The organism is Methyloversatilis sp., from assembly GCF_051861465.1.
Lineage (GTDB): Bacteria > Pseudomonadota > Gammaproteobacteria > Burkholderiales > Rhodocyclaceae > Methyloversatilis.
The window spans coordinates 80435-105297 of the sequence record NZ_JBHYCQ010000003.1; the positions used below are offsets into that span (position 1 = coordinate 80435).

The window sequence follows — 24863 nt, forward strand, 5'->3', positions numbered from 1 at the left end:
AATGACTTAGAATCTCTTTGCGGGCGTGCACCCGCCTGAATTGAAGAGAGCTGTCGCACGAGAGAGCCCACATGCTTACCGAATCAGCCATCGAAGCCTTCGCCATCAAGCTGCTGGAGCGCCAGGGTTATAGCTACGTGCATGGCCCGGAACTGGCACCGGACAACGAGCGTGCAGAGCGCGGCCACTATGGCGAAGTGTTGCTCTGCGGGCGCCTGACGCAGGCTGCCAGACGCATCAACCACCGCTTGCCCGCTGACTTGGTGGATGTGGCGGTGAAAGATGCGCGGAGGACCGGCTCACCTGAACTGCTGGCCAGCAATGAGGCCTTCCATCGACTGCTGACCGAGGGTGTGCCGGTAAGTCGGCAACAGGATGGCGACGAGCGTGGTGAACGCGTGTGGCTGATCGACTTTGCCCGGCCAGAGAACAACGAGTTCTTGGTGGTCAACCAGTTCACGGTGGTGGAGAACCAGCAAAAGAAGCGGCTGGACCTGGTGCTGTTCGTGAACGGCATGCCGCTAGTGGTGATCGAGCTGAAGAACGCCACTGATGAACAGGCCACGCTCAAGACGGCCCATCAGCAGATCGAGACCTACAAACACACGATTCCGGCCCTGTTCGGCCCCAACGCGTGGGTGGTGATCTCGGATGGATTGGAAGCCAAGGCCGGTTCGATCTCGGCGGGCTTGTCTCGCTTCATGGCCTGGAAGAGCGCCGACGGAAAGGCCGAGGCTTCACACCTGGTGAGTCAGCTGGAAACCTTGATCGTGGGCATGTTGAACCCCGCCACCTTGCTGGACTTGTTGCGGTACTTCATCGTGTTCGAGAAGGCGCGCAAGGAAGACCCTGAAACCGGCCAGATCAGCATCGGCACGGTCAAGAAGCTGGCGGCCTATCACCAGTACTACGCGGTGAACGCAGCGGTCGTTTCTACTTTGCGCGCCGCCGACCTCAGCACACCGCCCGCTGTGCGAGAGAACCCAGCCAGCTATGGTGTGCCGGGTGTGAAAAGCCAGCCCAAAGGTGACATGAAGGCCGGCGTGGTGTGGCACACCCAGGGTTCTGGCAAATCGCTTTCCATGGTGTTCTACACCGGCAAGATCGTGCAGGTGATGGACAACCCCACAGTGCTGGTGATAACCGATCGCAACGATCTGGACGATCAGCTCTTCGACACCTTCTCCGCATCCAGGCAATTGCTGCGGCAAGACCCAGTACAAGCCGAGAACCGCGACCACTTGAAGGCCTTGCTGAAGGTGGCGGCCGGGGGGGTGGTGTTTTCGACCATCCAGAAGTTTCAACCTGAAAGCGGGAACATCCACGATGAGCTTTCGCCCCGTCGCAACATCGTGGTGATTGCCGACGAAGCCCACCGCACACAGTACGGCTTTGCCGCCAAGACGGTGGATGAGACGAATGTAGCTGGCGAGGTGGTGGGCAAGAAAGTGGTCTATGGCTTTGCCAAATACCTGCGCGATGCCTTGCCTCAAGCCACCTATCTGGGCTTCACGGGGACACCGATCGAAAAGGCCGATGTGAACACCCCCGCGGTGTTTGGCCACTACGTGGACATCTACGACATTGCCCAGGCTGTGGAAGATGGCGCCACAGTACGCATCTACTACGAGAGCCGTTTGGCCAAGGTCCGCTTGAGCGAAGAAGGCCGGCAAATGGTGGCCGAGCTGGACGAAGAGTTGGAACAGGATGAGCTGACCGAGACGCAGAAGGCCAAGGCCAAGTGGACCAAGATGGAAGCGCTGATTGGCAGCGAGGCCCGCGTGCGCAACATCGCCCAGGACATCGTGGCGCATTTCGAGGCGCGGCAGGAGGTGTTCACCGGCAAGGGCATGGTGGTGAGCATGTCGCGCCGCATTGCGGCAGAGCTTTATGCGGAAATCGTGAAGCTGCGCCCCGACTGGCACGATACCGATCTGACGAAGGGGGCGATCAAGGTGGTGATGACGTCCGCATCCAGCGACGGCCCCACCCTGGCCCAGCATCACACAACCAAAGAGCAGCGCAAGCTATTGGCCGAGCGTATGAAGGATGATGCCGACCCGCTCAAGCTGGTGATCGTGCGCGACATGTGGCTGACGGGTTTCGACGCGCCCAGCATGCACACCCTCTACATCGACAAGCCCATGAAGGGCCACAACCTGATGCAGGCTATCGCGCGGGTAAACCGGGTCTACAAGGACAAGCCGGGTGGCTTGGTGGTGGATTATCTGGGTATTGCGGCCGATCTGAAGATGGCCTTGTCGTTCTATTCGGACGCAGGGGGCAAGGGCGATCCAACCTTGGCACAAGAGCAAGCGGTAGCCCTGATCCTGGAAAAGATTGAGGTGGTCTCATCGCTCTTCCATGGCTTCGCCTACGAGCACTACTTCGATGCCGATACGGCACAGAAGCTTTCCCTGATCTTGGCTGCGGAGGAGCACATCCTCGGATTGGATGAAGGGCGCAAACGCTATCTCGACGAGGTCACTTCACTGTCGCAAGCCTTTGCTATCGCTGTGCCGCACGAACAGGCTCTTGATGCGAAAGACGAGGTGGGCTTCTTCCAGGCGGTGAAGGCGCGGCTGGTGAAGTTCGACAGCCCGGTTGGCGGGCGCAGCACCGAAGAACTTGAGACGACCATCCGCCAGGTCATTGATCAGGCGTTGGTCTCAGAACAGGTTATCGATGTGTTCGATGCGGCCGGCATCAAGAAGCCAGACATCTCGATCTTGTCAGATGACTTCCTTGCGGAACTGAAGGGCTACGAACACAAGAACGTCGCGCTGGAGGTACTCAAGAAGTTGTTGAACGACGAGCTCAAGGCAAGGGCCAAGCGCAACTTGGTGCAGGCTCGTTCGCTGATGGACATGCTGGAAGCTGCCATCCGGAAGTACCACGCCAAGATCTTGACGGCAGCAGAAGTGATGGACGAGCTCATCAAGGTGAGCAAAGAAATCGTGGCCTCAGACAACGAAGCGAAGAGCTTGGGGCTGACCGACTTCGAATACGCGTTCTACACGGCGGTGGCCAACAACGACAGTGCGAAGGAGTTGATGCAACAGGATCAACTGCGGGAGTTGGCTGTGGTACTGACCCAGCGCGTTCGGGAGAACGCATCCATCGATTGGACGATCAAGGAAAACGTGAAGGCCAAGCTCAAGGTGATCGTCAAACGCACGTTGCGGCAGTTTGGCTACCCACCAGACATGCAGTTGTTGGCTACAGAAACCGTGCTCAAGCAGGCTGAAATGATGGCTGCTGAACTGGCTCTTGGCTGACCTGCGCTACCGGGAAGCGCTCTATCACGGCTTTCAGGCGCTGAAGGCTCGGCCGCTGACGACCAATCTGTTCATCGAAATCGTCCGTCTGATCAAGCAGACCGAACTCGACGTCCGGGCGATTCCGGGTACGGCGCTGAAGAACGAGGCCGGCGAGGTGGTGTACACGCCGCCGGTGGGCGAAGCGGTGATTCGCGACAAGCTGGGCAATCTCGAACAGTTCATCCATGCCGACGACGGCATCGACCCGCTGGTGAAGATGGCGGTGATGCATTACCAGTTCGAGGCGATCCATCCGTTCGCGGATGGCAATGGCCGTACCGGGCGCATCATGAATCTGCTCTATCTGGTCGAGAAGGGGCTGCTCGACATCCCGGTCCTGTTCCTGTCGCGCTACATCATCGCCAACCGCGCTGCCTACTACGAAGGTTTGCGCCGCGTCACCGAAGCGCAGGACTGGGAGAACTGGATTCTGTTCATGCTGCGCGCCATCGAATCGACGGCGCAGCAGACCCATGACCAGGTGCAGCGGATTCGCGCCCTGATGGAAAGCGTGCGCGCACGGGTGCAGACCGAAGCGCCGGCGATCTACAGCAAGGATCTGATCGAGGTCATCTTCCGGCACCCGTACAAGAAGATTCAGTGCGTCGTCGACGCGGGCATCGCCAAGCGGCAGACCGCCTCAACCTACCTGCAGCACCTCGCCGGGCTGGGCATCCTGCGCGAACAAAAGCATGGCCGGGAGAAGTACTACATCAACGAAGCCCTGTTCAACGAACTGGCAGGTTGAGCGCGGAACGCGTCGACGCAATCGACATGTCCGTAAAACGTGTCGATTTTTGACTGGTTTTTGAACACGATTTTCGAATGTGTCGATCCGCTCGACAGGTTTCGGTAAAACGTGAGCCTGGAGCAACGCGTGCCGTAGGATCGCCCGCTGCCCATTCTGCGCACTGTGGTCGAGCGCATTCTCGCCACGACGGGTCAGCCGTCGATTACGCCATATATATATGCATGTTCGAAAACTGAATTGCATCTGAGCCGGGTAAGCCATGAGCGAGCTGATTCTGTACACCACCGAAGACGGCCTCAGCCAGATCAGGCTGCGGGCCGATCAGCAGACGGTCTGGCTGACACAGCTGGAAATGGCCGAGCTGTTCGACGCGACCAAGCAGAACATTTCGCTGCATCTGAAGAACGTTTTTAAAGACGGGGAGCTGAGCGAGGATTCAGTTGTCAAGGAATCCTTGACAACTGCCGCGGACGGCAAACGCTATCGGACGCAGCTTTACAACCTCGACGCCATCCTGGCCGTCGGCTACCGCGTGCGCTCGCCGCGCGGGGTGCAGTTCCGCCGCTGGGCGTCCACGGTGCTCAAGGAGTATCTGCTCAAGGGCTTCGTGCTGGACGACGAGCGTCTGAAGAACCCGGATGGCCGCCCGGACCACTTCGATGAAATGCTGGCGCGCATCCGGGACATCCGTGCCTCGGAGAAGCGCTTCTACCAGAAGGTGCGCGACCTGTTTGCCTTGAGCAGCGACTACGACAAGAGCGACCAGGCGACGCAGATTTTCTTCGCTACCGTACAGCACCTGTTGCTGTACGCCGTCACGCAGCAGACCGCAGCCGAGCTGATCACGGCGCGCGCCAACCCCGACGATCGACACTTCGGCCTGTTGAACTGGCAGGGCGCCCGGGTGCGCAAGCAGGACATCCTGGTCGCCAAGAACTACCTGACCGAAGACGAGATCGACACGCTGAACCGCCTGGTGGTGATCTTTCTGGAAACCGCCGAACTGCGCACCAAGCGTCGCGAGGAAATCCGGATGAGCTTCTGGCGCCAGAATGTGGATCAGATCATCGCCGGCAACGGCTTTCCGGTGCTCACGCATGCGGGCAAGGTGAGCCACGCGCAGATGGAGCGCACCACGAGCGCGCTTTACGACGACTACGACCAGCGCCGCAAACAGGACGAGGCGCGCCAAGCCGACGAGCAGGACGAAGCCGAATTGCAGGCATTGGAAAACACCCTGAAGAATCGGCCGAAACCATGATCGAACAAGACCGGAAACGAAGGCGTCGATCCGCTCGACGGGTCTCAGTGAAACGTGAGCCTGTTGCAACGCCTGATCGGTGAGCCTGATCCCGGTGCGCGCGGAGCTGACAACACAAGAGGCGGCCGACATGCTCAATGTCTCCCGTCCGTATCTGGTCAAGTTGCTGGATGGTGGGGGCATTCCCTTCCACAAGGTGGGTACCCATCGGCGCGTGTATTACCAGGATCTGGTGAATTACAAGAACCACGTCGATACGGAACGATTGAAGGCATTGGAGGAACTGACGGCCCAGGCACAAGAACTGAATATGGGCTATTGAAATGACCCGCTTTTCGGTGGTGTAAGACGCGTGTGTGCTCTGCTCGGCACGTGATGTTGGACACCAAGGTGAAGAACATCCGCCTGATCGAAGGCGATCAGGACATCGACTGCCGGATCGACGGCTTAAGCCGTGAAGTCCAGCACCACCCGCGATGGCACCTCGCCTTTGGCCAGACGCTCGAAAACCGCGTTGATCGCCGACAGGGCCTGCACTTCGATATCTGCCTTCACCTTGCCGTCGGCAGCGAATGCCAGTGCTTCGGCCATGTCCTGCCGATTGCCGACGAAGGAACCGCGAATGGTGATGCAGTTGGCCACCACATCGAACAGCGGCGTCGGAAATTCCCCGGGTGGTATGCCCACCAGCACACAGGTGCCGTGCTTGCGCGTCATGGCGATGCCCTGTTTGAACGCCGGCAGCGAAGGCGCCGTGATCAACACGCCATGCGCACCGCCCTCCGTGATGTGCCTGACCGCTGCTGCCGGGTCACCGGCCCGGGCATTCACCACGGCATCGGCGCCCAGGCGTTTTGCGTGGTCGAGCTTGCCGTCATCGATATCCACCGCGCACACGTGCAGGCCCATGGCCTTGGCGTACTGCACCGCCAGGTGCCCCAGGCCGCCGATGCCCGACACGACCACCCATTGTCCCGGGCGGGCCTGCGTTTCCTTCAGGCCTTTGTATGACGTGATGCCGGCGCAGATCAAGGGCGCCGCATCGCGGGCGGCAAGGCCCGCCGGGATGTGGGCAACGTAGTTCGGGTCGGCGACGATGTATTCGGCAAAGCCTCCGTTCTTCGTGTACCCGCCGAACTGCGCACCGGCGCACACCGGTTCCTGTGCCGCCAGACAGAATTCGCAGTGGCCGCAGGCCGAGTAGAGCCAGGGCACACCGACCCGGTCGCCTTCCTTCACGCCGGTGACGCCGGCTCCCAGTGCCGTGACGATGCCGATGCCCTCGTGCCCGGGTGTGAACGGCAGCGCGGGTTTCAGTGGCCAGTCGCCGGCCGCGGCGTGCAGGTCGGTGTGGCAGACGCCGCAGGCTTCGGTCCTGACGAGGATCTGGCCCGCTCCGGGCGTCGGGATGTCGATGTCCTTGAGCATCAGCGGTCTGCCGAACTGCTCGACCTGTGCCACCCGCATCGTGGGCGTCATGCCGTTGTCGCCGGGAAGTCGGCCGCGCGCGCCACTTTTTCGCCCGCGGTGAAGGCCTCGCGCAGTTCGTCCACCTTGGCCATGGCACCTTCGAAGGCGTCGTTGCCGAGCAGCAGGTGATGCGGCGGCTGACCTGAACTGACCGCTTCGATGATGGCCTTGACCGCACGCACCGGGTCGCCCGGCTGCTTGCCGGACGACTCGCGTATGGCACTGCGCACCGCGCCTGCGGTGGCCTGATAGTCATCGATCTGCAGCGCGCTTTCATTGGCCGAGCGTCCGGCCCAGTCGGTGCGGAACCCGCTGGGTTCGACCACCATCACCTGGATGCCCAGCGGCTCGACCTCGCGGCGCAGTGCTTCCGACAAGCCTTCGACCGCGAACTTGGTGGCGTTGTACTGCCCCAGGGCAGGCATGCCGCGCAGGCCCGCCAGCGACGACAGATTGACGATGCAGCCGCTGCGGCGCTTGCGCATGCCCGGCAGCGCCGCCTGGATCATGGCGGTCAGACCGAACACGTTCACCTCGAACATCCTGAGCACTTCCGCGGCCTCGCCCTCCTCGATCGCGGCGAAATAGCCGATGCCGGCATTGTTCACCAGCACGTCGACGCCGCCGAAGCAGGCCTCGGCCGCCTCGATGGCGGCCGCGACCTGATCCGGCCGGGTGACGTCGAGCTTCAGCACGAGCACCTTGTCGCTGTCTTCCAAGTCGTCCAGTTTGGCGGGGTCGCGGGCGGTCACCACCGTGCGGTAGCCCAGCGCGATGGCCTGCCTGGCCAGTTCCTGACCGAAGCCGGTGGAGCAGCCGGTGATGAACCAGACGGGCGCTTCGTCGGACAGCAGGCGGGGGGCGGGCGTGTGCATGGTGGTCACTTTCCGGCGGGCGTGATCAGACGGGCGCGGCGGTGTGCCCGCTGCGCACCAGCTTCTTGTTGACGAATTCCTGGATGCCCAGGTCGCCGAGTTCGCGGCCATAGCCCGAGTGCTTGATGCCGCCGAACGGCAGTTCGGCATCGCTCCAGTCGAGGTTGTTGATGAACATCATGCCGGTGTCGACGCGGCTGGCCACACGTCGGCCGCGGGCTTCGTCCCGCGTCCACACCGAGCCGCCGAGGCCGAAGTCGGAATCGTTGGCCAGCGCGATGGCGTCGTCTTCATCCTTCACGCGGTAGAACGACACCACCGGGCCGAAGAACTCGTCCCGGAACGCCCGGTTGCCGGGCGCGATGTCGGTCAGGATCGTGGGCTGCATGAACGCGCCGGGGCGGTCCAGACGCGCGCCGCCCAGCAGCAGCGTGGCGCCGTCCTTGACGGCGGCATCGACCTGCGCCAGCAGTTGCACCAGCGCCGCTTCCGAGGACAGCGGACCGAGCGTCGTGCGCTCGTCCATCGGGTCGCCCGGCCTGAGGACTTCCAGTGCCGCTTTGAATCCGGCCATGAAGCGGTCGGCGACGGCCTCCTGCACGATGAAGCGCTTGGCGGCGCAGCAGGTCTGGCCGGTGTTGTACATGCGGCCCCAGACGGCCCACTGAATGGTGTGGTCCAGGTTGGCATCGTCGAGCACGATGAAGGGGTCGCTGCCGCCCAGCTCCATGGTCGATTTCTTCAGGTTCTTGCCGGCGCGGGCGGCCACGGCGCGCCCCGCCGGCACGCTGCCGGTCAGTGCCACACCCTTGATGCGCGGGTCGTCGATCACGCGGTCGGACTGTTCGTAGGAAATGAGCAGATTCGTGTAGGCGCCGACCGGTGCGCCGGCGTCGAGCAGCAGCTTCTCGAACGCGATGGCGCATTGCGGCACGCTGCCGGCATGTTTCACGACCAGCACATTGCCGGCCATCAACTGCGCACCGGCCACGCGGGCGAGCTGGTAGAACGGGAAGTTCCACGGCTCCACGCAGAACAGCACACCGATCGGCGAGTTTTCCATGTGCGCTTCACCCACCTTCGGGTGCAGCGTGACCGGCGCCAGGAAGGATTCCGCGTGCTCGGCGTAGTAGGCCAGGATGTCACCGCTGAATCTGACCTCGCCGCGCGCTTCATCGATGCGCTTGCCCATCTCCAGCGTGGCCAGCCGCGCGAAGTCATCGACATGGGCGCGCAGCAGCGTCGCCGCCTTGTTCACGATGGCTGCACGCTCGGCAAAGCCGGTGTGCTTCCACACCTGGAAGCAGGATTCTGCCGTCGCCAGTGCGGTGTCGAGTTGCCCGCTGCTCATGTGCTCGAAGCTCTTGAGCAGCTTGCCGTCATTGGGGTTGATGCTTTGGTAGGCCATGGGGAGGGTGTCCTTCGGGGTGCGTGGATCGGGACGCCGGAGCGGGATCGTCGTGTCGCGCGCGACACGCCTCGGCAGCCGGAGGGCGGGATGGACCTCGCAGGCTGAACGGCCCCGCTTTCCGGGTCTGTTCGATGGCGTACGCAATGCTTCGGCGCGCCGGCATGTTGCCCACCGTACAGACCCCGATAGGCGTGTCGCATAACGTCAAAGCCCGGCCATCTAGGCAACCGACGGACTATGAGAAATCCATGACCACGACGTCGACACGCAAGGCCTTCTTCGTCGGTGGCGGCATCGGCTCGCTGGCCGCCGCCGCTTTCCTGATCCGTGACGGCGGCATGCCCGGCAGCCAGATTTCCATCCTCGAAGCCGGCCCGGTGATGGGTGGCAGCCTCGACGGCGCGGGCGATGCCGATCGCGGCTATTCGATGCGCGGCGGCCGCATGCTCACCACCGACAACTACGAGTGCACCTGGGCGCTGTTCAAGTCCATTCCGTCGCTCGCACGACCCGGTCTCAGCGTGTTCGAGGAAACGCTGGAATTCAACGAAGAGCACGTATCCAACGCGATGGCGCGCCTGGTCGACAGCCGCCGCGCCCGGGTGCCGGTGGCCTCCATGGGCTTTTCGATGCACGACCGGGTGGAACTGCTCAAGCTCGCCAATGCCGACGAAGCGTCGCTCGGCTCGAGCTGCATCACCGACCACCTGTCACCCGCCTTCTTCGAGACCGAGTTCTGGTTCATGTGGGTCACCACCTTCGCCTTCCAGCCCTGGCACAGCGCGGTCGAGTTCAGGCGCTACCTGCACCGCTTCATGTTGGAGTTCTCGCGCATCGAAACGCTGGCCGGCGTCAAGCGCACCGTGCTGAACCAGTACGACTCGCTGGTGGTGCCGCTGCAGCGCTGGCTCGAAGCGCAGGGCGTGCGCCTGATCAATGACTGCACCGTCACCGGGCTCGAACAGCGGACACCCGACGGCCCGTTCGAAGCGAGCGCAATTCAGTGCACCGTGAAGGGAGAGGCACAGACCCTTTCGCTTGACGACGGCGATCTGACCTTCTTGCAGAACGGTTCGATGACCGATGCCTCCAGCCTGGGCTCGATGCGTGCGGCACCGGCCAAACTGAAGAAGGCGCGCAACGGCAGCTGGACCTTGTGGGAAACGCTCGCCCAAGAGCGGCCGTCGTTCGGCAACCCGGCGGCGTTCAACAGCTGCGTCGCGCAATCCGACTGGGCGTCGTTCACCGTCACGCTGAAAGACCCGGCCTTCTTCGACCTGATGCAGCGCTTCAGCGGCAACGAGGCCGGCACCGGCGGTCTGGTGACGTTCAAGGATTCGAACTGGCTGATGTCCATCGTGCTGGCGCACCAGCCGCACTTCGCCAACCAGCCGGCCGACGTGCAGGTGTTCTGGGGCTACGGGCTGTTCCCCGACCGCATCGGCAACTTCGTCGCCAAGGCGATGGCCGACTGCACCGGCGCCGAGCTGCTGCAGGAGCTGTGCGGCCATCTGCGCTTCGACCTGGAAACGATGGACACCGCCAACTGCATCCCCTGCCGCATGCCCTACATCACCAGCATGTTCATGCCGCGCGCGCCCGGCGACCGCCCGCTGCCGGTGCCGCCCGACACGAAGAATTTCGCCTTCATCAGCCAGTTCGTGGACATCCCGCTGGATACCGTGTTCACGGTGGAGTTTTCGGTGCGGGTAGCGCAGATGGTGGTGTACCAGTTGCTCGACATCGTGAAGCCGATTCCGCCGGTGACGCCGCATGACAAATCGCTCCACGTGCAGTTCAACGCACTGGTCAAGGCGCTGAAGTAAGCCGATCAACCCCGAAAGGACACGCGCCATGTCGCAAGGCAAGACCGTCAATCGACGCATCGTTCTGAACGCCCGGCCGCGCGGCACACCGACCGCCGAAGACTTCCGGCTCGAAAGCGGTCCGCTGCCGACGCCCGAAGCGGGCCAGCTGCTGTTGCGCACCGTATTCCTGTCGCTCGACCCCTATATGCGTGGCCGGATGAGCGACGGACCGTCGTACGCGCCACCTTTGGCGATCGGCGACGTCATGGTCGGTGCCACCGTTTCGCGCGTCGAGGCGTCGCGTCACGACGATTTCAAGCCCGGCGCGTGGGTGCTGGGCGCCAGCGGCTGGCAGGACTACGCGCTGTCGGATGGCCAGGGCCTGACACCGCTGCCCGCCGACGAGACGCATCCGTCGCGCGCCCTGGGCGTGCTCGGCATGCCCGGCTTCACCGCCTACATGGGGCTGCTCGACATCGGTCGCCCGGTCCCCCGGGAAACGGTCGTCGTCGCCGCGGCCAGCGGGGCCGTCGGCTCGGTCGTCGGACAGATCGCGAAGATCAAGGGGTGCACCGTGGTGGGCATCGCCGGCGGCGAGGACAAGTGCCGCTACGTGGTCGACGAACTGGGCTTCGACGTCTGCCTCGATCACCGCGCCGACGACCTGCCCGGTCGCCTCGCCGCCGCCTGCCCGAAAGGCATCGACGTGTACTTCGAAAGCGTGGGCGGGCCGGTGTTCGATGCCGTGCTGCCGCTGCTCAACACCAGGGCGCGCATTCCGGTGTGCGGGCTCATTTCGGCGTACAACGCCACCGGCCTGCCGCCCGGCCCCGACCGGCTCGGACTGCTGATGGGCACCCTGCTGCGCAAGCGCATCCGCATGCAGGGATTCATCATCTTCGACGACTACGGGCCACGCTGGAACGAGTTCGCGGACGCGATGGGCGCGTGGGTGAACGAGGGCCGGATCAAGGCGCGCGAAGACATCGTCGTCGGTCTGGAGAACGCCCCCGCGGCGTTCATCGGCCAGCTCGAAGGCAGGAATTTCGGCAAGCTGGTCATACGGCTGGCCGACGACTGAGCGCTGCGGCCAGGGCCGATGACGTTCGTGGCATCGACCGCCGGATCGAAGGCTTCGGGTCGATGCTCGCCGCAGCGAGCCCTGTTGCAGTGCGCAACGCACCGCAAGCGGGCAAATTTCACACACGTACCCATTGATTCATAAGGATTTTCCCTCTGGCACGGTTGATGCACTGCAACACGCGGTGCTGCACATCCCCCACTGTCAAGAAGGAGCGTCCGCATGTCGAGCTGTACTCATCCCGCACATCAGCACTGCAGTTTCTGTGATGCAAAAGGTCGCCTGACGGTACAGGTCGACGGCAACGGCGAGGCGGCGCTCGATACGCCGGCGCCGCCGGATCCGTCGCGGCGCGGCTTGCTGAAGGGTTCGCTGGCGGCCGGCTTCGGCACGCTGAGCGCCGGCTGGGTCGGCTCGGCGATGGCCAAGGACGCGGCCACCGGCACGATGAAGGCGGTCAATCACTATTACATCGCGGCCAGCGCCGACACGGTGCACTGGGGCTACTTCAGCAAGTCGCTGAAGCCGCAGGTGACGGTCGAGCCGGGTGATTTCGTCACCATCGAAACGCTGACCCACCACGCGGGCGACGATTTTGACCGCATGATCAAGGGTGACCCGGGCGCGGAAAGCGTTTTCTACTGGGACAAGAAAAAGAAGGGCGTCATCCGCCGCGGTGCCGGGCCGATGGACGCCAGCCTGTTCGGGCGCGGCGCCGGCGAAGGTCTCGGTGTACATATATGCACCGGTCCGGTGTGCGTGAAGGGCGCGGAAGAGGGTGACGTGCTTGAGGTGCGCATCGTCGACGTCACGCCCCGGCCGAGCGCCAACCCGAAGTACAAGGGCAAGAGCTTCGGCGTCAATGCCGCGGCCTGGTGGGGCTTCCACTTCAAGGAACTGATCACCGAGCCGAAGGAACGCGAAGTCATCACGATCTACGAGATCGACGCCAGCAGCGAGAAGAACTGGGCGCAGGCGGTGTACAACTTCCAGTGGACGCCGCAGACCGACCCGTTCGGCGTGGTGCACAAGACGATCGACTACCCGGGCGTGATCGTCGACCACTCGACGGTCAAGGAAAATCACGGCGTGCTGAAGAACGTGCGCGTGCCGACGCGGCCGCACTTCGGCGTGACCGGCGTGGCGCCGAAGGAAGCCGACATGGTCGATTCCATCCCGCCCAGCTATACCGGCGGCAACATCGACAACTGGCGCATCGGCAAGGGCGCAACGATGTACTACCCGGTCGCGGTCAAGGGCGCATTGTTTTCGGTCGGCGACCCGCATGCGGGCCAGGGCGACTCCGAACTGTGCGGCACGGCCATCGAATGTTCGCTGACCGGCACCTTCCAGTTCATCCTGCACAAGAAGGCCGACCTCGCCGGCACCGCACTCGAAAAGCTCGCCTACCCGCTGCTCGAAACACCTGACGAATGGGTGATCCACGGCTTCAGCTTCGCCAACTACCTGGCCGAACTGGGCGACAAGGCGCAGAGCGACATCTACGCCAAATCGTCGGTCGACCTCGCACTGAAGGACGCCTTCCGCAAGAGCCGCGCCTTCCTGATGGACACGCAGAAGCTCACCGAGGACGAAGCGATTTCGCTGCTGTCGGTCGGCGTCGACTTCGCCGTAACCCAGGTGGTGGATGGCAACTGGGGCGTACACGCGGTGATCAGGAAGGCGCTGTTCTCCGGCGGCAGCCTGTAGCGTACCGCCGCCTGCCGCGATCGGCCCCCGCGGGTGCCCCTTGCGGGAGCGGCGGCGGTTCTGTGGGAGCGGCGGCCTCGCCGCGATACGCACTCTGCAATGCGACCATCGCGGCACTGATCGCGGCGGGGCCGCCGCTCCCACAGGTCCAGCTCCAAAGTTCAAGCACCCCCATCCGCCCCTCCCCCTCTCACCGTGCCCGGCGCAGACACCCAGACGCTGTCGGGTGACGCGCAAGCCGCAGGCAGCGATTGCAGTTTTCGACAAGACTTCGCTGCAGTGGCCGTGCAGACTGGCAGCCCCTTCATTCCAGGTCCCGTGTCGTGCTCGCCGTCGTCGCCCCTGCCCTGTTCGTAGTCGTCTGGTCCACCGGCTTCATCGTTGCGCGGGCGATCGACGGCGTGGCCGATCCGGCGCTGTTCCTGCTCGCCCGTTTCACCTTGACCACGCTGATGTACGCCGCCATCGCCGGCGCGCTGCGTGTCGCCTGGCCGGCGCGCAGCCAGTGGCCCAAGCACCTGCTGGCCGGTGCGCTGCTGCAGGGCGTCTATATGGGTGGCGGCTACTGGGCGGTGGCGCACGGGCTGTCGCCGGCGGTGATGGCGCTGCTGGCCACGCTGCAGCCGATGTTCACCGCCCTGATCGCGCAGCGCCTGTTCAACGAACCGCCGGGCCGCCATTTCTGGGCCGGTCTGCTGGCCGGCGCGCTGGGGGTCGTGCTGGTGCTGGCGCCGCGGCTGGCCAGCGTGGGCCCGGAGGCGTTGTCGCCGCTGGTGGTCGGTGTGGCGCTGGTCGCCGTGGCCGGCATCACCGCCGGCACGCTGGTGCAGAAAAGCTCGATCGCCGCCGCCGACCTGTTCAGTTCAAGTGCGATCCAGAATGCCGGTGGCGCGCTGGTCTGTCTGACCGTCGCGCTGGCGCTCGGCGAGTCGTTGTGGGTGCCGGGCCCGGCACTGTGGGCGGCACTGGCGTGGGCAGTGTTCGGCCTGTCGGCCATCGGCAGCACGCTGCTGGTGTGGATGGTGCGCCGGGGTTCGGCCGCAAAGGTAAGCGTGCTGGTGCTGCTGGCCCCGCCGCTGGCCGCGGTGCAGGCCGCCCTGCTGTTCGGCGAGCGGCTGGCGCCCCTGCAGATGGCGGGTTTCGCGCTGGCACTGGGTGGCGTGCTACTGTGCCGGCGTCGCTGAAGGCCTTGTCATGCATGCCACCGATCCCAACGTCGATACCCGCTGCTACGCGGCCGAACCGGCCGGACACGCGCACGATTTCCACCAGGTCGTGCTGGGCGGCGACGGCGGTACCGAACTGGAGCTCGAGAGCCATCTGCACCGGGTCGATGCCGGCGCCGGCCTGCTGATCCCGGCCGGCACCCGGCACGACTACCGCGGGCTGGACGCCGCAAACCGCCAGCTGGTGGTCGACCTGCCGGCGGCGTCGGTCGCCTTGCCCGCCTCGCTGTTCCGGCGTCCGCGCGCCTTCGTCATCGACGCGCCCCTGCGCCGGCGCGTGCAGCCGCTGCTCGGCCTGGCCGGCGAGCGCGTATCGCGGCCGCGTCACTGGCTGCTGGCCACCCGCTTTGCCGATGACCTGGCGCACTGCCTGCACGTCGCCCCGGCGAACGACGACGCGCCCCGTTTTCCGGTCGCACGCGTCGACGCCTGGTTGCGCCGCCACGCCGGCGACGCACCGCCGCTGAAGGATCTGGCGGCCCGCTTCGGCTACGGTCCGCGCCGCTTTCACGATCTTTTCGTCGATGCCTTCGGCGAAGCTCCGCATCGTTACCTGACCCGCTTGCGTCTGGACGCCGCGCTCGCCCTGCTCGACGACAGGTCACGTGCGCTCGGCGACATCGCGCTCGACACCGGTTTCGCCGACCAGAGCACGTTCACTCGCCGCTTCACGCAGCGCTTCGGCCTGCCGCCCGGTCATTGGCGACGGGTGGCCTGCGCACGCACGGGTTGCTGAGCACATCCGGCACCGGGCCGAACACGGCCTGCGCCGCGAGCCGGGCAGGGTCACACGCGCGCCATCACTTCCAGTGTGTCGACCAGCCGGCACGCGTAGCCCAGTTCGCTGCGGTAGCCCGCGCATACCTTGACGACGCGGCCCGACACCTGGGTCAGCGCCGCCTGGAACAGGCAGGAGTGCATGTCGTTCGCGGCCGCTGTGCCGGCGTCCGGGCCGTCGCAGTACCGCAGCAGTTCGCCGTAGGCGCCGAAGCTGGCGCACTGGATCAGCGCATTCACCTCTTCCACGCTGGTGTCGCGCGAGGCGACGAACACCATGCCGAGCAGCACCAGATCGCAGTCCGGCACATGCACCGGCGGTGTTTCGTCGAGCGCGCCCGGCAGGCGGGGCAGCACCTGCTGCAGCTGCGCGGCCACATTGCCTTCGCGCTCGCAGGCGACACCGGCGCAGTGCTGCACGTCGAGCATCGGCGTGATGACCGCGTGCTCGATGCCCAGCGCGTAATGCAGCAGGCGCGCCACCGGCGCGATGCCGTGGGTGGCGCTGGACGCGCCGTGCAGCAGGCGGTGCGAGCCGTCGATCCGCATGTGGTTCACGCCGAACACCACCATGCCGTCGAAGGCGAAGCCGCCGGCGGGTGCGCCGCACAGCACCTTGGTCGCGCCCGCCGCGAGGTGCCGCCGCGGATCGCCGCCCGAACAATCGAGCACGATGTCGACACCATGTTTGCCCCAGGCCGGCGTGGCATCGCCGGGGGCATCGTCGCGTGCCGCCACGCTGACCAGTTCCAGCCCGCCGTTGGCGCAGAAAGCCGCGTGCGCGCCGATCGCCGCGCGCGCGTTGCGCGCGGTGCCTCCGCAGCCGTCGATGGCGATCCGCCTCACCATGTCCGCTGCGGCGGCATTCGTCGCCGCCTGTTCGGGTGGGTCACCATGCCGTTCATGCCGCCCGCTGCTGCCTGCGCCGTTCCAGCAGGCGCAGGATCATCGGCGTGAAGATGAGCTGCATCGCCAGTTCCATCTTGCCGCCCGGCACCACCAGCGTGTTGGCACGCGACATGAAGGAGTCATGCAGCATGCTCAGCAGGTAGGGAAAATCGAAGCCGCGCGGATTGGAGAAGCGGATCACCACCAGGCTTTCGTCGGCGGTCGGAATGGTGCGCGCGATGAAGGGGTCGCTGGTGTCGACCACCGGCACGCGCTGGAAGTTGATGTGGGTGCGCGTGAACTGCGGGCAGATGTAATGCACGTAGTCGTGCATGCGGCCGAGGATGACGTCGGTCACCGCGGCGGTCGAGTAGCCGCGCGTGCTGCGGTCGCGGTGAATCTTCTGTATCCATTCCAGATTGATGACCGGCACCACGCCGATCAGCAGGTCGGGGTAGCGCGACACGTCGATGGTGTCGGTCTTCACGCCGCCGTGCAGGCCTTCGTAGAACAGCAGTTCGCTCGGCGGCAGGTCCGCCCAGGGCGTGAAGGTGCCGGCCGGCTGGTCCCAGGGGGCGGCCTCTTCGTCGTTGTGCAGGTATTTGCGGCTGCGTCCGGTACCGGTTTCCGAATAGGTGCGGAACAGCGTTTCGAGCTCGTCGAACAGATTGGCTTCTTCGCCGAAATGGCTGAAGTGCGGTTTTTCCTTCGGATCGATTTCGGCGGCGGCACGCTTCATTTCGGCGCGGTCGTAGCGGTGGAAGCTGTCGCCCTCGATCACGGCCGCGGCCACGCCTTCGCGGCGGAAGATGCTCTCGAAAGTTCGGGTGACCGATGTGGTGCCGGCGCCGGACGAGCCGGTGATCGCAACGATGGGGTGTCTGACTGACATGGCAACCTCGTGATGACTGGATTCTGTTCCGTGCGTACCGCTCAGCCGTTCTGACCGGCGAACAGGCCGCGCCGCCCGAACAGCGGCGACTCATAGGTGTCCGGTTGCGGCTCGCGGTGATACGCCTCGATTCGGGTCACTTCCTCGGCCGAGCCGAAGACGAACGCAATGCGCTGGTGCAGCGACGTCGGCTGCACCTCCATCAGCCTGCTGTGCCCGGTGCTCGCCATGCCACCCGCCTGCTCGATCAGGAAGGACACCGGATTCGCCTCGTACAGCAGGCGCAGCCGGCCCGGTTTCGACGGGTCTTTGGTGTCGCGCGGATACATGAACACGCCGCCGCGCATCAGGATGCGATGCGTTTCGGCCACCAGCGAGGCGATCCAGCGCATGTTGAAATCCTCGCCGCGCGGACCTGTTTTTCCAGCCAGACACTCATCGACATAGCGGCGCACCGCGGGTTCCCAGAAGCGGCTGTTCGACGCGTTGATGGCGAATTCGCGTGTGCTGCGCGGCACCTTCAGATTGGCGTGGCTGAGCACCCATTCGCCGAGCACCGGGTCGAGCGTGAAGGCGTGCGTGCCGTTGCCCAGCGTCAGCACGAGCATGGTGGACGGGCCGTAGATGGCGTAACCGGCGCACACCTGCTGCGTGCCCGGCTGCAGGAAGTCGGCGCCGGTCGCGTCTTCGCCCGGTCGCACGGCACGGGTGATCGAAAAGATGCTGCCGACCGACACGTTCACGTCGATGTTCGACGAGCCATCGAGCGGGTCGAATGCCAGCAGGTACTTGCCGCGCGGATAGTGGCCCGGCAGCAGGTGGATGTCGTCCAGCTCTTCCGACGCCATGGCGGCGACATGGCCGCCCCATTCGTTGGCGCGCAGGAAGATGTTGTTGCTCAGCACGTCGAGCGTCTTCTGCGTTTCGCCCTGTACGTTGATCGCGCGACCCGAGCCGCTCTTGTCGTGGTCGCCCAGCACGTCGGCCAGACCGCCGAACGCCACCTTGCGCGAGATCGCCTTGCAGGCGAGCGCGACGTCGGCAATCAGGCCGTTCAGGTCGCCGGTGGCGCCCGGGTGCCGGCGCCGCTCCTCGATCAGGAACTGGATCAACGTGCTGCGTCCGCCTGTCGGCATTTCGGTCTCCCCTCAGATCATTGCTCAGGTCGTTGCACAGGTCATTTTTATGCCCGGTTGTCCGGCCGCGCCTCTGCGGGCGCGGTCCGGCCGGGGTGCTGCCTGCTCTTCCCTCTCCATCCCGGTCGCGCTAACGCGGTTCGGCGCAGCGCGACACCATTTCCTGCAGCAGTTGCGCGGGCGATGCGACATGCCAGGGCTCGATGCCTTCGGGCAGCGAATGTGCGCCATAGCCCCAGCCCACCAGCACCACCGGGCAGCCGGCGGCGCGCGCCGCCAGCAGATCGGCCGAACTGTCGCCCACCATCAGCAGCTCGTGCGGCGCAACGTGCAACCGCTGCGCCGCGGCCAGCAGCGGCGCCGGCGACGGCTTCAGCTCTTCCGCCCGGTCACCGCCATGCACCGACGCCATGAAAGGCAGCAGGCCGGCCGCCCCGAGCACAGCGCGCGCCAGCAGGGTCGGCTTGTTGGTGACCACGGCGAGCGGAAACACGCCGTACAGCCCTTCGACCATGTCGGCGATGCCGTCATACACATGGCCGTACTTGAGCGGTGCGGCCAGCGTGGCGTCGTCGAAGGACTGGCGCAGCTGCGCCTGCAGTGCGCCGTCACTGTCGGCGATGCCGAAATGCGCCAGCGCACGGCGGATCAGCAGATCCGGGCCGCCGCCGATCCAGCCCCGTGCGGTGTCGAGATCGGCGCTCGCCAGGCCGGCCTGGGTCAGGCCGGCATTGAGCGCGGCGCAGATGTCGGGTGCGCTGTCGACCAGCGTGCCGTCGAGGTCGAAGGCGATCGCGCGGATGTGGTTCAGGGTGTCGGGGTTCATGTCAGCTGTCTTGTCGGTTCATCGAAAACACGCGACTGGCCAGCACGTCTTCGGCGTACAGCGTGCACAGCGCATCGCGCGTCGGCGCCGTGTCGGTGGCGAACAGCCGGGTGGCGTGGCGCAGCCGGATGCGGTCGAGCGCGTTGCGCACCGAGCGCGCGTTGGCGAAGTGCGGCTGCTGGCGGCGCAGGCCCAGGTAGCGTTCGAACGCCGATTCGGCGGTGTCGTCGAAGCGGTAGTTCAGGTTGCGCAGCATCAGCTGGGCGATGCGCATCAATTCGTCCTGGTCGTAGTCCGGGAAATCGATGTGGTGCGCGATGCGCGACGCCATGCCGGGGTTGCTGGAAAAGAAGGTGTCCATGCGGTCGCGGTAGCCGGCCAGGATCACCACCAGGTCGTCGCGGTGGTTCTCCATCACCTGCAGCAGGATTTCGATCGCTTCCTGCCCGTAATCGCGTTCGTTCTCCGGCCGGTACAGGTAGTAGGCCTCGTCGATGAACAGCACGCCGCCCATCGCCTTCTTGATGATTTCCTTCGTCTTGGGCGCGGTGTGGCCGATGAACTGGCCGACCAGATCGTCGCGCGTCACCGCCACCATGTGGCCCTTGCGCACATAGCCGAGCTGCTTCAGCACCTCGGCCATGCGCAGCGCGACCGTGGTCTTGCCGGTGCCCGGGTTGCCGGTGAAGCACATGTGCAGCGATGGCGGCTTCGACTGCAGGCCCTGTTCGGCGCGCAGCCGGTCGATCAGCAGCAGCGCCGCGATGTCGCGGATGCGGCTCTTGACCGGCGCGAGACCGATCAGCTCGTCATCGAGCTGGTCGAGCAGCGCCTGCACGCCTGACGATGCAAACATCGAACGCGGCGATGCGATGCCGGTCGGGGGGGCGGTGACGGCGTCCATGAGGCAAACCTCCTTCAGTAACGCGCGCCTTCCGGACGCGCCTGCACGGCATAGCTTTCGATGCTGTAGCGCACGGTGCGGCCCGGCTCTTCGGTGCGGATCAGGCGGAAGCCGGGTTCGGCATCGGGCCGGTTCACGATGAAGGACAGCACGACCGATTCGGTGCCGTGCGTCGAGTCGAACGCGGTGACCCGGATGTAGTACTGCGGAAAGGTGGCGCGGCAGGCGTTCACCTCGATCAGGATGGCGGCCGAGTCGCGGATGTCGAACATCGGGTTGCCATACATTTCCCAGAAGGTGTTGCGCGGGTGCGGGTCATCGGTGTACTCGATGCCGACCGCCCAGCCCTGGTCCAGGCAGTAGTCGATCTGCGCCGCAATCTGGGAATCGGTCAGGTCCGGCAGGTAGGAAAAGGTGCCCTGGGTGATGCGCATGGTGTTCTCCTTGATACGGTTTCATCATTCCCTCTCCCGCTGATGCGGGAGAGGGGAGAAGCGCGTCGATCGCGACGTTCTTCGTAGGAGCGGGCCGTGCCCGCGATGGCGGCCTCGAATGACCGCCGGCGCGTCGATGGAGACCGGATCGCGGGCAGGGCCCGCTCCTACGGGCGTCACGCCACCGACGGCGTCGGCGCGTAGTCCGAGGTGTCGGTCGACGCATAGTTGAAGGTGATGTCGCCCCAGGTATCGAGAGCGGCGGCCAGGGGCGAACACCACTTCGCGGCGTCGCGCAGGATCTGCGGGCCTTCTTCGGCGATGTTCCGGCCTTCGTTGCGCGCCAGCACCATGGCTTCCAGCGCCACGCGATTGGCCGTGGCACCGGCCTGGATGCCCTGCGGGTGGCCGATGGTGCCGCCGCCGAACTGCAGCACCACGTCGTCGCCGAACAGGTCGATCAGCTGGTGCATCTGGCCCGCATGGATGCCGCCGGACGCGACCGGCATCACCTTCTTCAGTGCGCCCCAGTCCTGGTCGAAGTAGATGCCGCGCTGCAGGTCGACTTCGGTGTGCGTGTCGCGGCACACGTTGTAATAGCCCTGCACCGTCATCGGGTCGCCTTCCAGCTTGCCCACCGCGGTGCCGGCGTGGATGTGGTCGACCCCGGCCATGCGCATCCACTTGGCGATGACGCGGAAGCTCACGCCGTGGTTCTTCTGCCGCGTGTAGGTGCCGTGGCCGGCGCGGTGCAGGTGCAGGATCATGTCGTTCTGCCGGCACCAGTGCGACAGCGACTGGATCGCGGTGTAGCCGACCACCAGATCGACCATGACGATGACCGAGCCCAGATCCTTCGCGAAGTCGGCGCGCCGGTACATTTCTTCCATCGTGCCGGCGGTGACGTTCAGGTAGCTGCCCTTGACCTCGCCGGTCGCGGCGCTGGCCTTGTTGACCGCGTCCATGACGAACAGGAAGCGGTCGCGCCAGTGCATGAAGGGCTGCGAGTTGATGTTCTCGTCGTCCTTCATGAAATCCAGCCCGCCCTTCAGGCCCTCATACACCACGCGGCCGTAGTTGCGGCCACTCAGGCCGAGCTTGGGCTTGGTGGTCGCGCCGAGCAGCGGGCGGCCGAATTTGTCCAGCCGCTCGCGCTCCACGATGATGCCGGTCGGCGGGCCGGCGAAGGTTTTCACGTAGGCGACCGGAAACTTCATGTCTTCCAGCCGCGCCGCCTTCAGCGGCTTGAAGCTGAACACGTTGCCGATGATCGATGCGGCGACGTTGGTGATCGAACCTTCCTCGAACAGGCTCAGGTCGTAGGCGACGTAGGCGAAGAACTGACCCGGCGTGTTGGGTACCGGATCGACGCGATAGGCCTTGGCGCGGTACATGTCGCAGGCGGTCAGGCGGTCGGTCCACACGACGGTCCAGGTCGCGGTGCTCGATTCGCCTGCCACCGCGGCGGCGGCTTCGATCGGATCGACGCCGTCCTGCGGCGTGATGCGGAACAGCGCGAGGATGTCGGTCGCCTTCGGCTCGTAGTCGCTGTCCCAGTACCCCATCTGTGCGTATTTCAGGACGCCGGCCGAATAACGCTTCTTCGCGTCGGTGATCTGCGTCGGGGTGTTCATGTCGCCCATGTCTTCCTCCCTGATGATTCGTTCCGGCGCCCTGCCGGTCGTTTGTGTGCTGCAAGCTCGATCCGAGGCGCCGACGATAAGGAGAACTTATGGATAAGAAAAGTTTGTTTTTTTCCTTTTGATATTAAGTTACGCTTATGGACCGAAGGTGCAGCAGAATGTCGCAGCGCAGCAGTTCATCGGCGCTGAGGCCGGCGTGCTGTGCAAGAGGTCTTGATTTGATGGAATTCTGGCAAAGTGCTGCAGCGCGACGTATCCGCCGGTCGGTGCCGCGCTGCCTGTGAAGGTCGGGTGTCTGTGATCCCCTGTCCGGGAGTGTGTACATGCTCAAGAACGCCACGCTTCGCCAGCTTTCCGCACTGCACGCAGTCGCCCGACTGGGCAGCGTGTCGCGTGCGGCCAGTGAAATCAATCTGACGCAACCGGCGGTGTCGATCCAGCTCAAGCTGCTTGAGGAGTCGGCCGGCACGCCGCTGATCGAACGCGAAGGACGCGGCATCCGGCTGACGACGGCCGGCGAGGTGATGGCCGACTACGCCGGACGCATCCTCGAACTGTGGCGCGAGGTGGGCGACGAAATGGCTGCGCACCGCGGCGTCGTGTCGCGCCGGCTGCGCATCGGCGTGGTGACCACCGCCGAATATCTGGTGCCGCGCATGCTGGTCGTGTTCGCGCGCGACAATCCGAACGTCGAAGTGAAGCTCAAGGTGGGCAACCGCGATGAAATCGTGCGCCTGCTGTCGAGCCACGAGGTCGATCTGGTCATCATGGGCCGCGCGCCCAAGGAGCTGAAAACCCAGGCCACGCCGTTTGCGCGCCACACGATGGCCTTCATCGCCGCGCCGTCGCATCCTCTGATGTCGCGCGGCCCGCTGCTGCTGCGCGATCTGGCGCAGGAAGACCTGCTGGTGCGCGAACGCGGTTCGGGTACGCGCACCACGCTGGAACAGCTGTTCCGCGACGCCGAGCTGAATCTGCGCGTCGGTTCCGAGCTGTCGAGCAACGAGGCGATCAAGCAGATGTGCGCCGCCGGGTTCGGTCTCGCCTTCATGTCGCAGCACATTTGCCGGCACGAACTGGCATCGGGCGAACTGGCGCTGCTGCCGGTCGAACGCAACCCAATCGAGCGCGAGTGGTTCGTCATCCATCTGGCCGCACGCACGCTCGCACCGGTGGCCGCTGCCTTCGAACAGTTCCTGATCGAACACGGCCAGAAGCACGTGCAGGACCAGCTGCTGCGCGCGCCGGTCTGACGCGGATCGCCACGTGGCGGTCGGCGCACTTCGGCCGCCTGGACAACCCGTGGTCAGCGCGCGGGACTTGAGCCTGATGACATGACCGACCCGATGCTTGTCTACCGTATTGGCGCCCTTGCGGTGCTGTTTCGACAGATCGCCGACGGCCGCATGGCCGGGTCGCCGATGGCGAACGCGGCGTTGCGCGTCGAGGCGGTCGGGTTCGAGCTGTGCCCCCCGGAGCTTGATCTGCCGGCCGCGGCCAGCGGCGTGCTGGTGACGCCATGGTGCATGAACCTGGTGCGTATGCCGCTGGCGCGCGAGGACAATCCAGGCCGCGTCGGCCTCACCCGCCGGCTGGCGCTCGGGCGCGAGCAGTTCGATTTCTCCGGCGCGCACGAGGCCGCCATCGGGACCTTCGACACCTGTCCACTGTTTTCGTTGATGTTCGAGTTCACCTCCCACGAGACGGCCGTTGCCACGGCAGAGGCGGTGCTGGCGAGGCTGCGGGAGCCCGTGCCCGAAGTGGCCAGGGGGCCGACGGAACTGCCGGCCCGCCCGGCGCGCCGTGGCTTCCTGTTCGGACGGCGCGGCACGCCGTGATGTCGCGCAGCGGCGTTCAGCGGGTCGCGCGCCCGGCCGGGCAGGGCGGATCGATCAACATGAAGTCAGCGGAGTCATGACATGCAGCGCTTCACCATATCCCTCGACGACCAGCTGGCGGCCCAGTTCGACGACTGGATCGCGCAGCGCGGCTACGGCAACCGCTCGGAGGCGGTGCGCGACCTGTTTCGTGCCGAACTCGACCGCACGGCGCAGCAGACCGGCAGCGCGACGCACTGTGTGGCCTGCCTGTCGTACGTGTTCAACCACCACGAACGCGATCTGGCTGAACGCATCATCAGCCTGCAGCATGCGCACCACGACCTCACGGTGTCGTCGATGCACGCCCACCTCGACCACGACTACTGCCTTGAAACCGTCATCCTGAAGGGCGAGATCGCCGCGGTGCGGCAGTTCGCCGACGCGGTGTGCGCAGAGCGCGGCGTGCATCACGGCAAGATCAACCTGATCAGCGTCGAACTGGATGCCGGCCACCACCACACGGGGCCGGGCGGGCACCGCTACACACGGCGGCACGAACGCGGCGGGCAGGGCCACGTGCACATCAAGCCCAGCACCTGACGCAAGCACCGCTGCCGCCGCATCGATCGG

General features: G+C 65.1%; 22 protein-coding genes. 12 read left to right on the forward strand and 10 right to left on the reverse strand.

The window, feature by feature from the left end; translation table 11 throughout:
• Positions 1-71 precede the first annotated feature (71 nt).
• The 4 genes from ACTIFF_RS05025 (at position 72) to ACTIFF_RS05040 (ending at position 5654) form a co-directional block, all read left to right on the forward strand.
• Positions 72-3278, forward strand: coding sequence for a type I restriction endonuclease subunit R (locus tag ACTIFF_RS05025; protein ID WP_439535845.1), 3207 nt, complete (start codon positions 72-74; stop codon positions 3276-3278).
• Positions 3271-4068, forward strand: a complete 798-nt coding sequence (locus ACTIFF_RS05030; protein WP_439535846.1) for a Fic family protein — start codon at positions 3271-3273, stop codon at positions 4066-4068. Before ACTIFF_RS05025 ends, ACTIFF_RS05030 begins: the two co-directional genes overlap by 8 nt.
• A 262-nt stretch (positions 4069-4330) precedes the next feature.
• A complete protein-coding gene (locus ACTIFF_RS05035; protein ID WP_439535847.1) occupies positions 4331-5332 on the forward strand; it encodes a virulence RhuM family protein in 1002 nt (333 codons plus the stop codon).
• A 94-nt stretch (positions 5333-5426) separates the two neighbouring features.
• On the forward strand, positions 5427-5654 hold the full coding sequence (locus tag ACTIFF_RS05040; RefSeq protein ID WP_439536087.1) for a helix-turn-helix domain-containing protein: 228 nt from the start codon (positions 5427-5429) through the stop codon (positions 5652-5654).
• 125 nt (positions 5655-5779) lie between these two features.
• Here ACTIFF_RS05040 and ACTIFF_RS05045 read toward each other — a convergent pair whose 3' ends face one another.
• The 3 genes from ACTIFF_RS05045 to ACTIFF_RS05055 are packed head-to-tail and all read right to left on the reverse strand — an operon-like array spanning position 5780 to position 9085.
• On the reverse strand, positions 5780-6811 hold the full coding sequence (locus ACTIFF_RS05045) for a zinc-dependent alcohol dehydrogenase (protein ID WP_439535848.1): 1032 nt from the start codon (positions 6809-6811) through the stop codon (positions 5780-5782).
• Positions 6808-7677, reverse strand: a complete 870-nt coding sequence (locus tag ACTIFF_RS05050; protein WP_439535849.1) for an oxidoreductase — start codon at positions 7675-7677, stop codon at positions 6808-6810. Before ACTIFF_RS05050 ends, ACTIFF_RS05045 begins: the two co-directional genes overlap by 4 nt.
• Before the next feature lie 25 nt (positions 7678-7702).
• The gene (locus tag ACTIFF_RS05055; protein WP_439535850.1) at positions 7703-9085 is read right to left on the reverse strand and encodes an NAD-dependent succinate-semialdehyde dehydrogenase; all 1383 of its coding nucleotides are present in this window, start codon (positions 9083-9085) and stop codon (positions 7703-7705) included.
• 251 nt (positions 9086-9336) lie between these two features.
• On the opposite strand from ACTIFF_RS05055, the gene ACTIFF_RS05060 reads away from it, so the two are divergent.
• The 5 genes from ACTIFF_RS05060 (at position 9337) to ACTIFF_RS05080 (ending at position 15649) form a co-directional block, all read left to right on the forward strand.
• Positions 9337-10914 carry an oleate hydratase gene (locus tag ACTIFF_RS05060; RefSeq protein ID WP_439535851.1) on the forward strand — a complete coding sequence of 526 codons (1578 nt, stop codon included), beginning with the start codon at positions 9337-9339 and terminating at the stop codon, positions 10912-10914.
• Positions 10915-10942: 28 nt separating this feature from the next.
• Positions 10943-11977 (forward strand): NADP-dependent oxidoreductase, encoded by a 1035-nt coding sequence (locus ACTIFF_RS05065; RefSeq protein ID WP_439535852.1) that lies wholly within the window; start codon positions 10943-10945, stop codon positions 11975-11977.
• 222 nt (positions 11978-12199) lie between these two features.
• A complete protein-coding gene (locus ACTIFF_RS05070; protein WP_439535853.1) occupies positions 12200-13687 on the forward strand; it encodes an acetamidase/formamidase family protein in 1488 nt (495 codons plus the stop codon).
• Between the two features lie 323 nt (positions 13688-14010).
• Positions 14011-14871, forward strand: a complete 861-nt coding sequence (locus ACTIFF_RS05075) for a DMT family transporter (protein ID WP_439535854.1) — start codon at positions 14011-14013, stop codon at positions 14869-14871.
• A 10-nt stretch (positions 14872-14881) separates the two neighbouring features.
• Positions 14882-15649 carry an AraC family transcriptional regulator gene (locus ACTIFF_RS05080; RefSeq protein WP_439535855.1) on the forward strand — a complete coding sequence of 256 codons (768 nt, stop codon included), beginning with the start codon at positions 14882-14884 and terminating at the stop codon, positions 15647-15649.
• Positions 15650-15699: 50 nt separating this feature from the next.
• Here ACTIFF_RS05080 and ACTIFF_RS05085 read toward each other — a convergent pair whose 3' ends face one another.
• From ACTIFF_RS05085 to ACTIFF_RS05115, 7 genes are all read right to left on the reverse strand, one after another.
• Positions 15700-16539, reverse strand: coding sequence for an aldehyde dehydrogenase (locus ACTIFF_RS05085; protein ID WP_439535856.1), 840 nt, complete (start codon positions 16537-16539; stop codon positions 15700-15702).
• A 52-nt stretch (positions 16540-16591) separates the two neighbouring features.
• Complete coding sequence (locus tag ACTIFF_RS05090; RefSeq protein WP_439535857.1) at positions 16592-17470, reverse strand: phosphoribulokinase; 879 nt, start codon at positions 17468-17470, stop codon at positions 16592-16594.
• A gap of 41 nt (positions 17471-17511) precedes the next feature.
• Positions 17512-18606, reverse strand: coding sequence for a class 1 fructose-bisphosphatase (locus tag ACTIFF_RS05095; protein WP_439535858.1), 1095 nt, complete (start codon positions 18604-18606; stop codon positions 17512-17514).
• Between the two features lie 130 nt (positions 18607-18736).
• Positions 18737-19432, reverse strand: a complete 696-nt coding sequence (gene gph, locus ACTIFF_RS05100) for a phosphoglycolate phosphatase (protein WP_439535859.1) — start codon at positions 19430-19432, stop codon at positions 18737-18739.
• 1 nt (position 19433) lies between these two features.
• Positions 19434-20336, reverse strand: coding sequence for a CbbX protein (cbbX, locus tag ACTIFF_RS05105; RefSeq protein WP_439535860.1), 903 nt, complete (start codon positions 20334-20336; stop codon positions 19434-19436).
• Between the two features lie 14 nt (positions 20337-20350).
• Complete coding sequence (locus ACTIFF_RS05110; protein ID WP_439535861.1) at positions 20351-20770, reverse strand: ribulose bisphosphate carboxylase small subunit; 420 nt, start codon at positions 20768-20770, stop codon at positions 20351-20353.
• Positions 20771-20946: 176 nt separating this feature from the next.
• A complete protein-coding gene (locus tag ACTIFF_RS05115; protein WP_069038877.1) occupies positions 20947-22413 on the reverse strand; it encodes a form I ribulose bisphosphate carboxylase large subunit in 1467 nt (488 codons plus the stop codon).
• Positions 22414-22736: 323 nt separating this feature from the next.
• On the opposite strand from ACTIFF_RS05115, the gene ACTIFF_RS05120 reads away from it, so the two are divergent.
• The 3 genes from ACTIFF_RS05120 (at position 22737) to nikR (ending at position 24833) form a co-directional block, all read left to right on the forward strand.
• Entirely contained in the window at positions 22737-23666 is a 930-nt protein-coding gene (locus tag ACTIFF_RS05120; protein ID WP_439535862.1) for a LysR family transcriptional regulator, read from the forward strand.
• 81 nt (positions 23667-23747) lie between these two features.
• Entirely contained in the window at positions 23748-24251 is a 504-nt protein-coding gene (gene hybE / locus ACTIFF_RS05125) for a [NiFe]-hydrogenase assembly chaperone HybE (protein ID WP_439535863.1), read from the forward strand.
• An 81-nt stretch (positions 24252-24332) separates the two neighbouring features.
• Complete coding sequence (gene nikR / locus ACTIFF_RS05130) at positions 24333-24833, forward strand: nickel-responsive transcriptional regulator NikR (protein ID WP_439535864.1); 501 nt, start codon at positions 24333-24335, stop codon at positions 24831-24833.
• Positions 24834-24863: the final 30 nt, after the last annotated feature.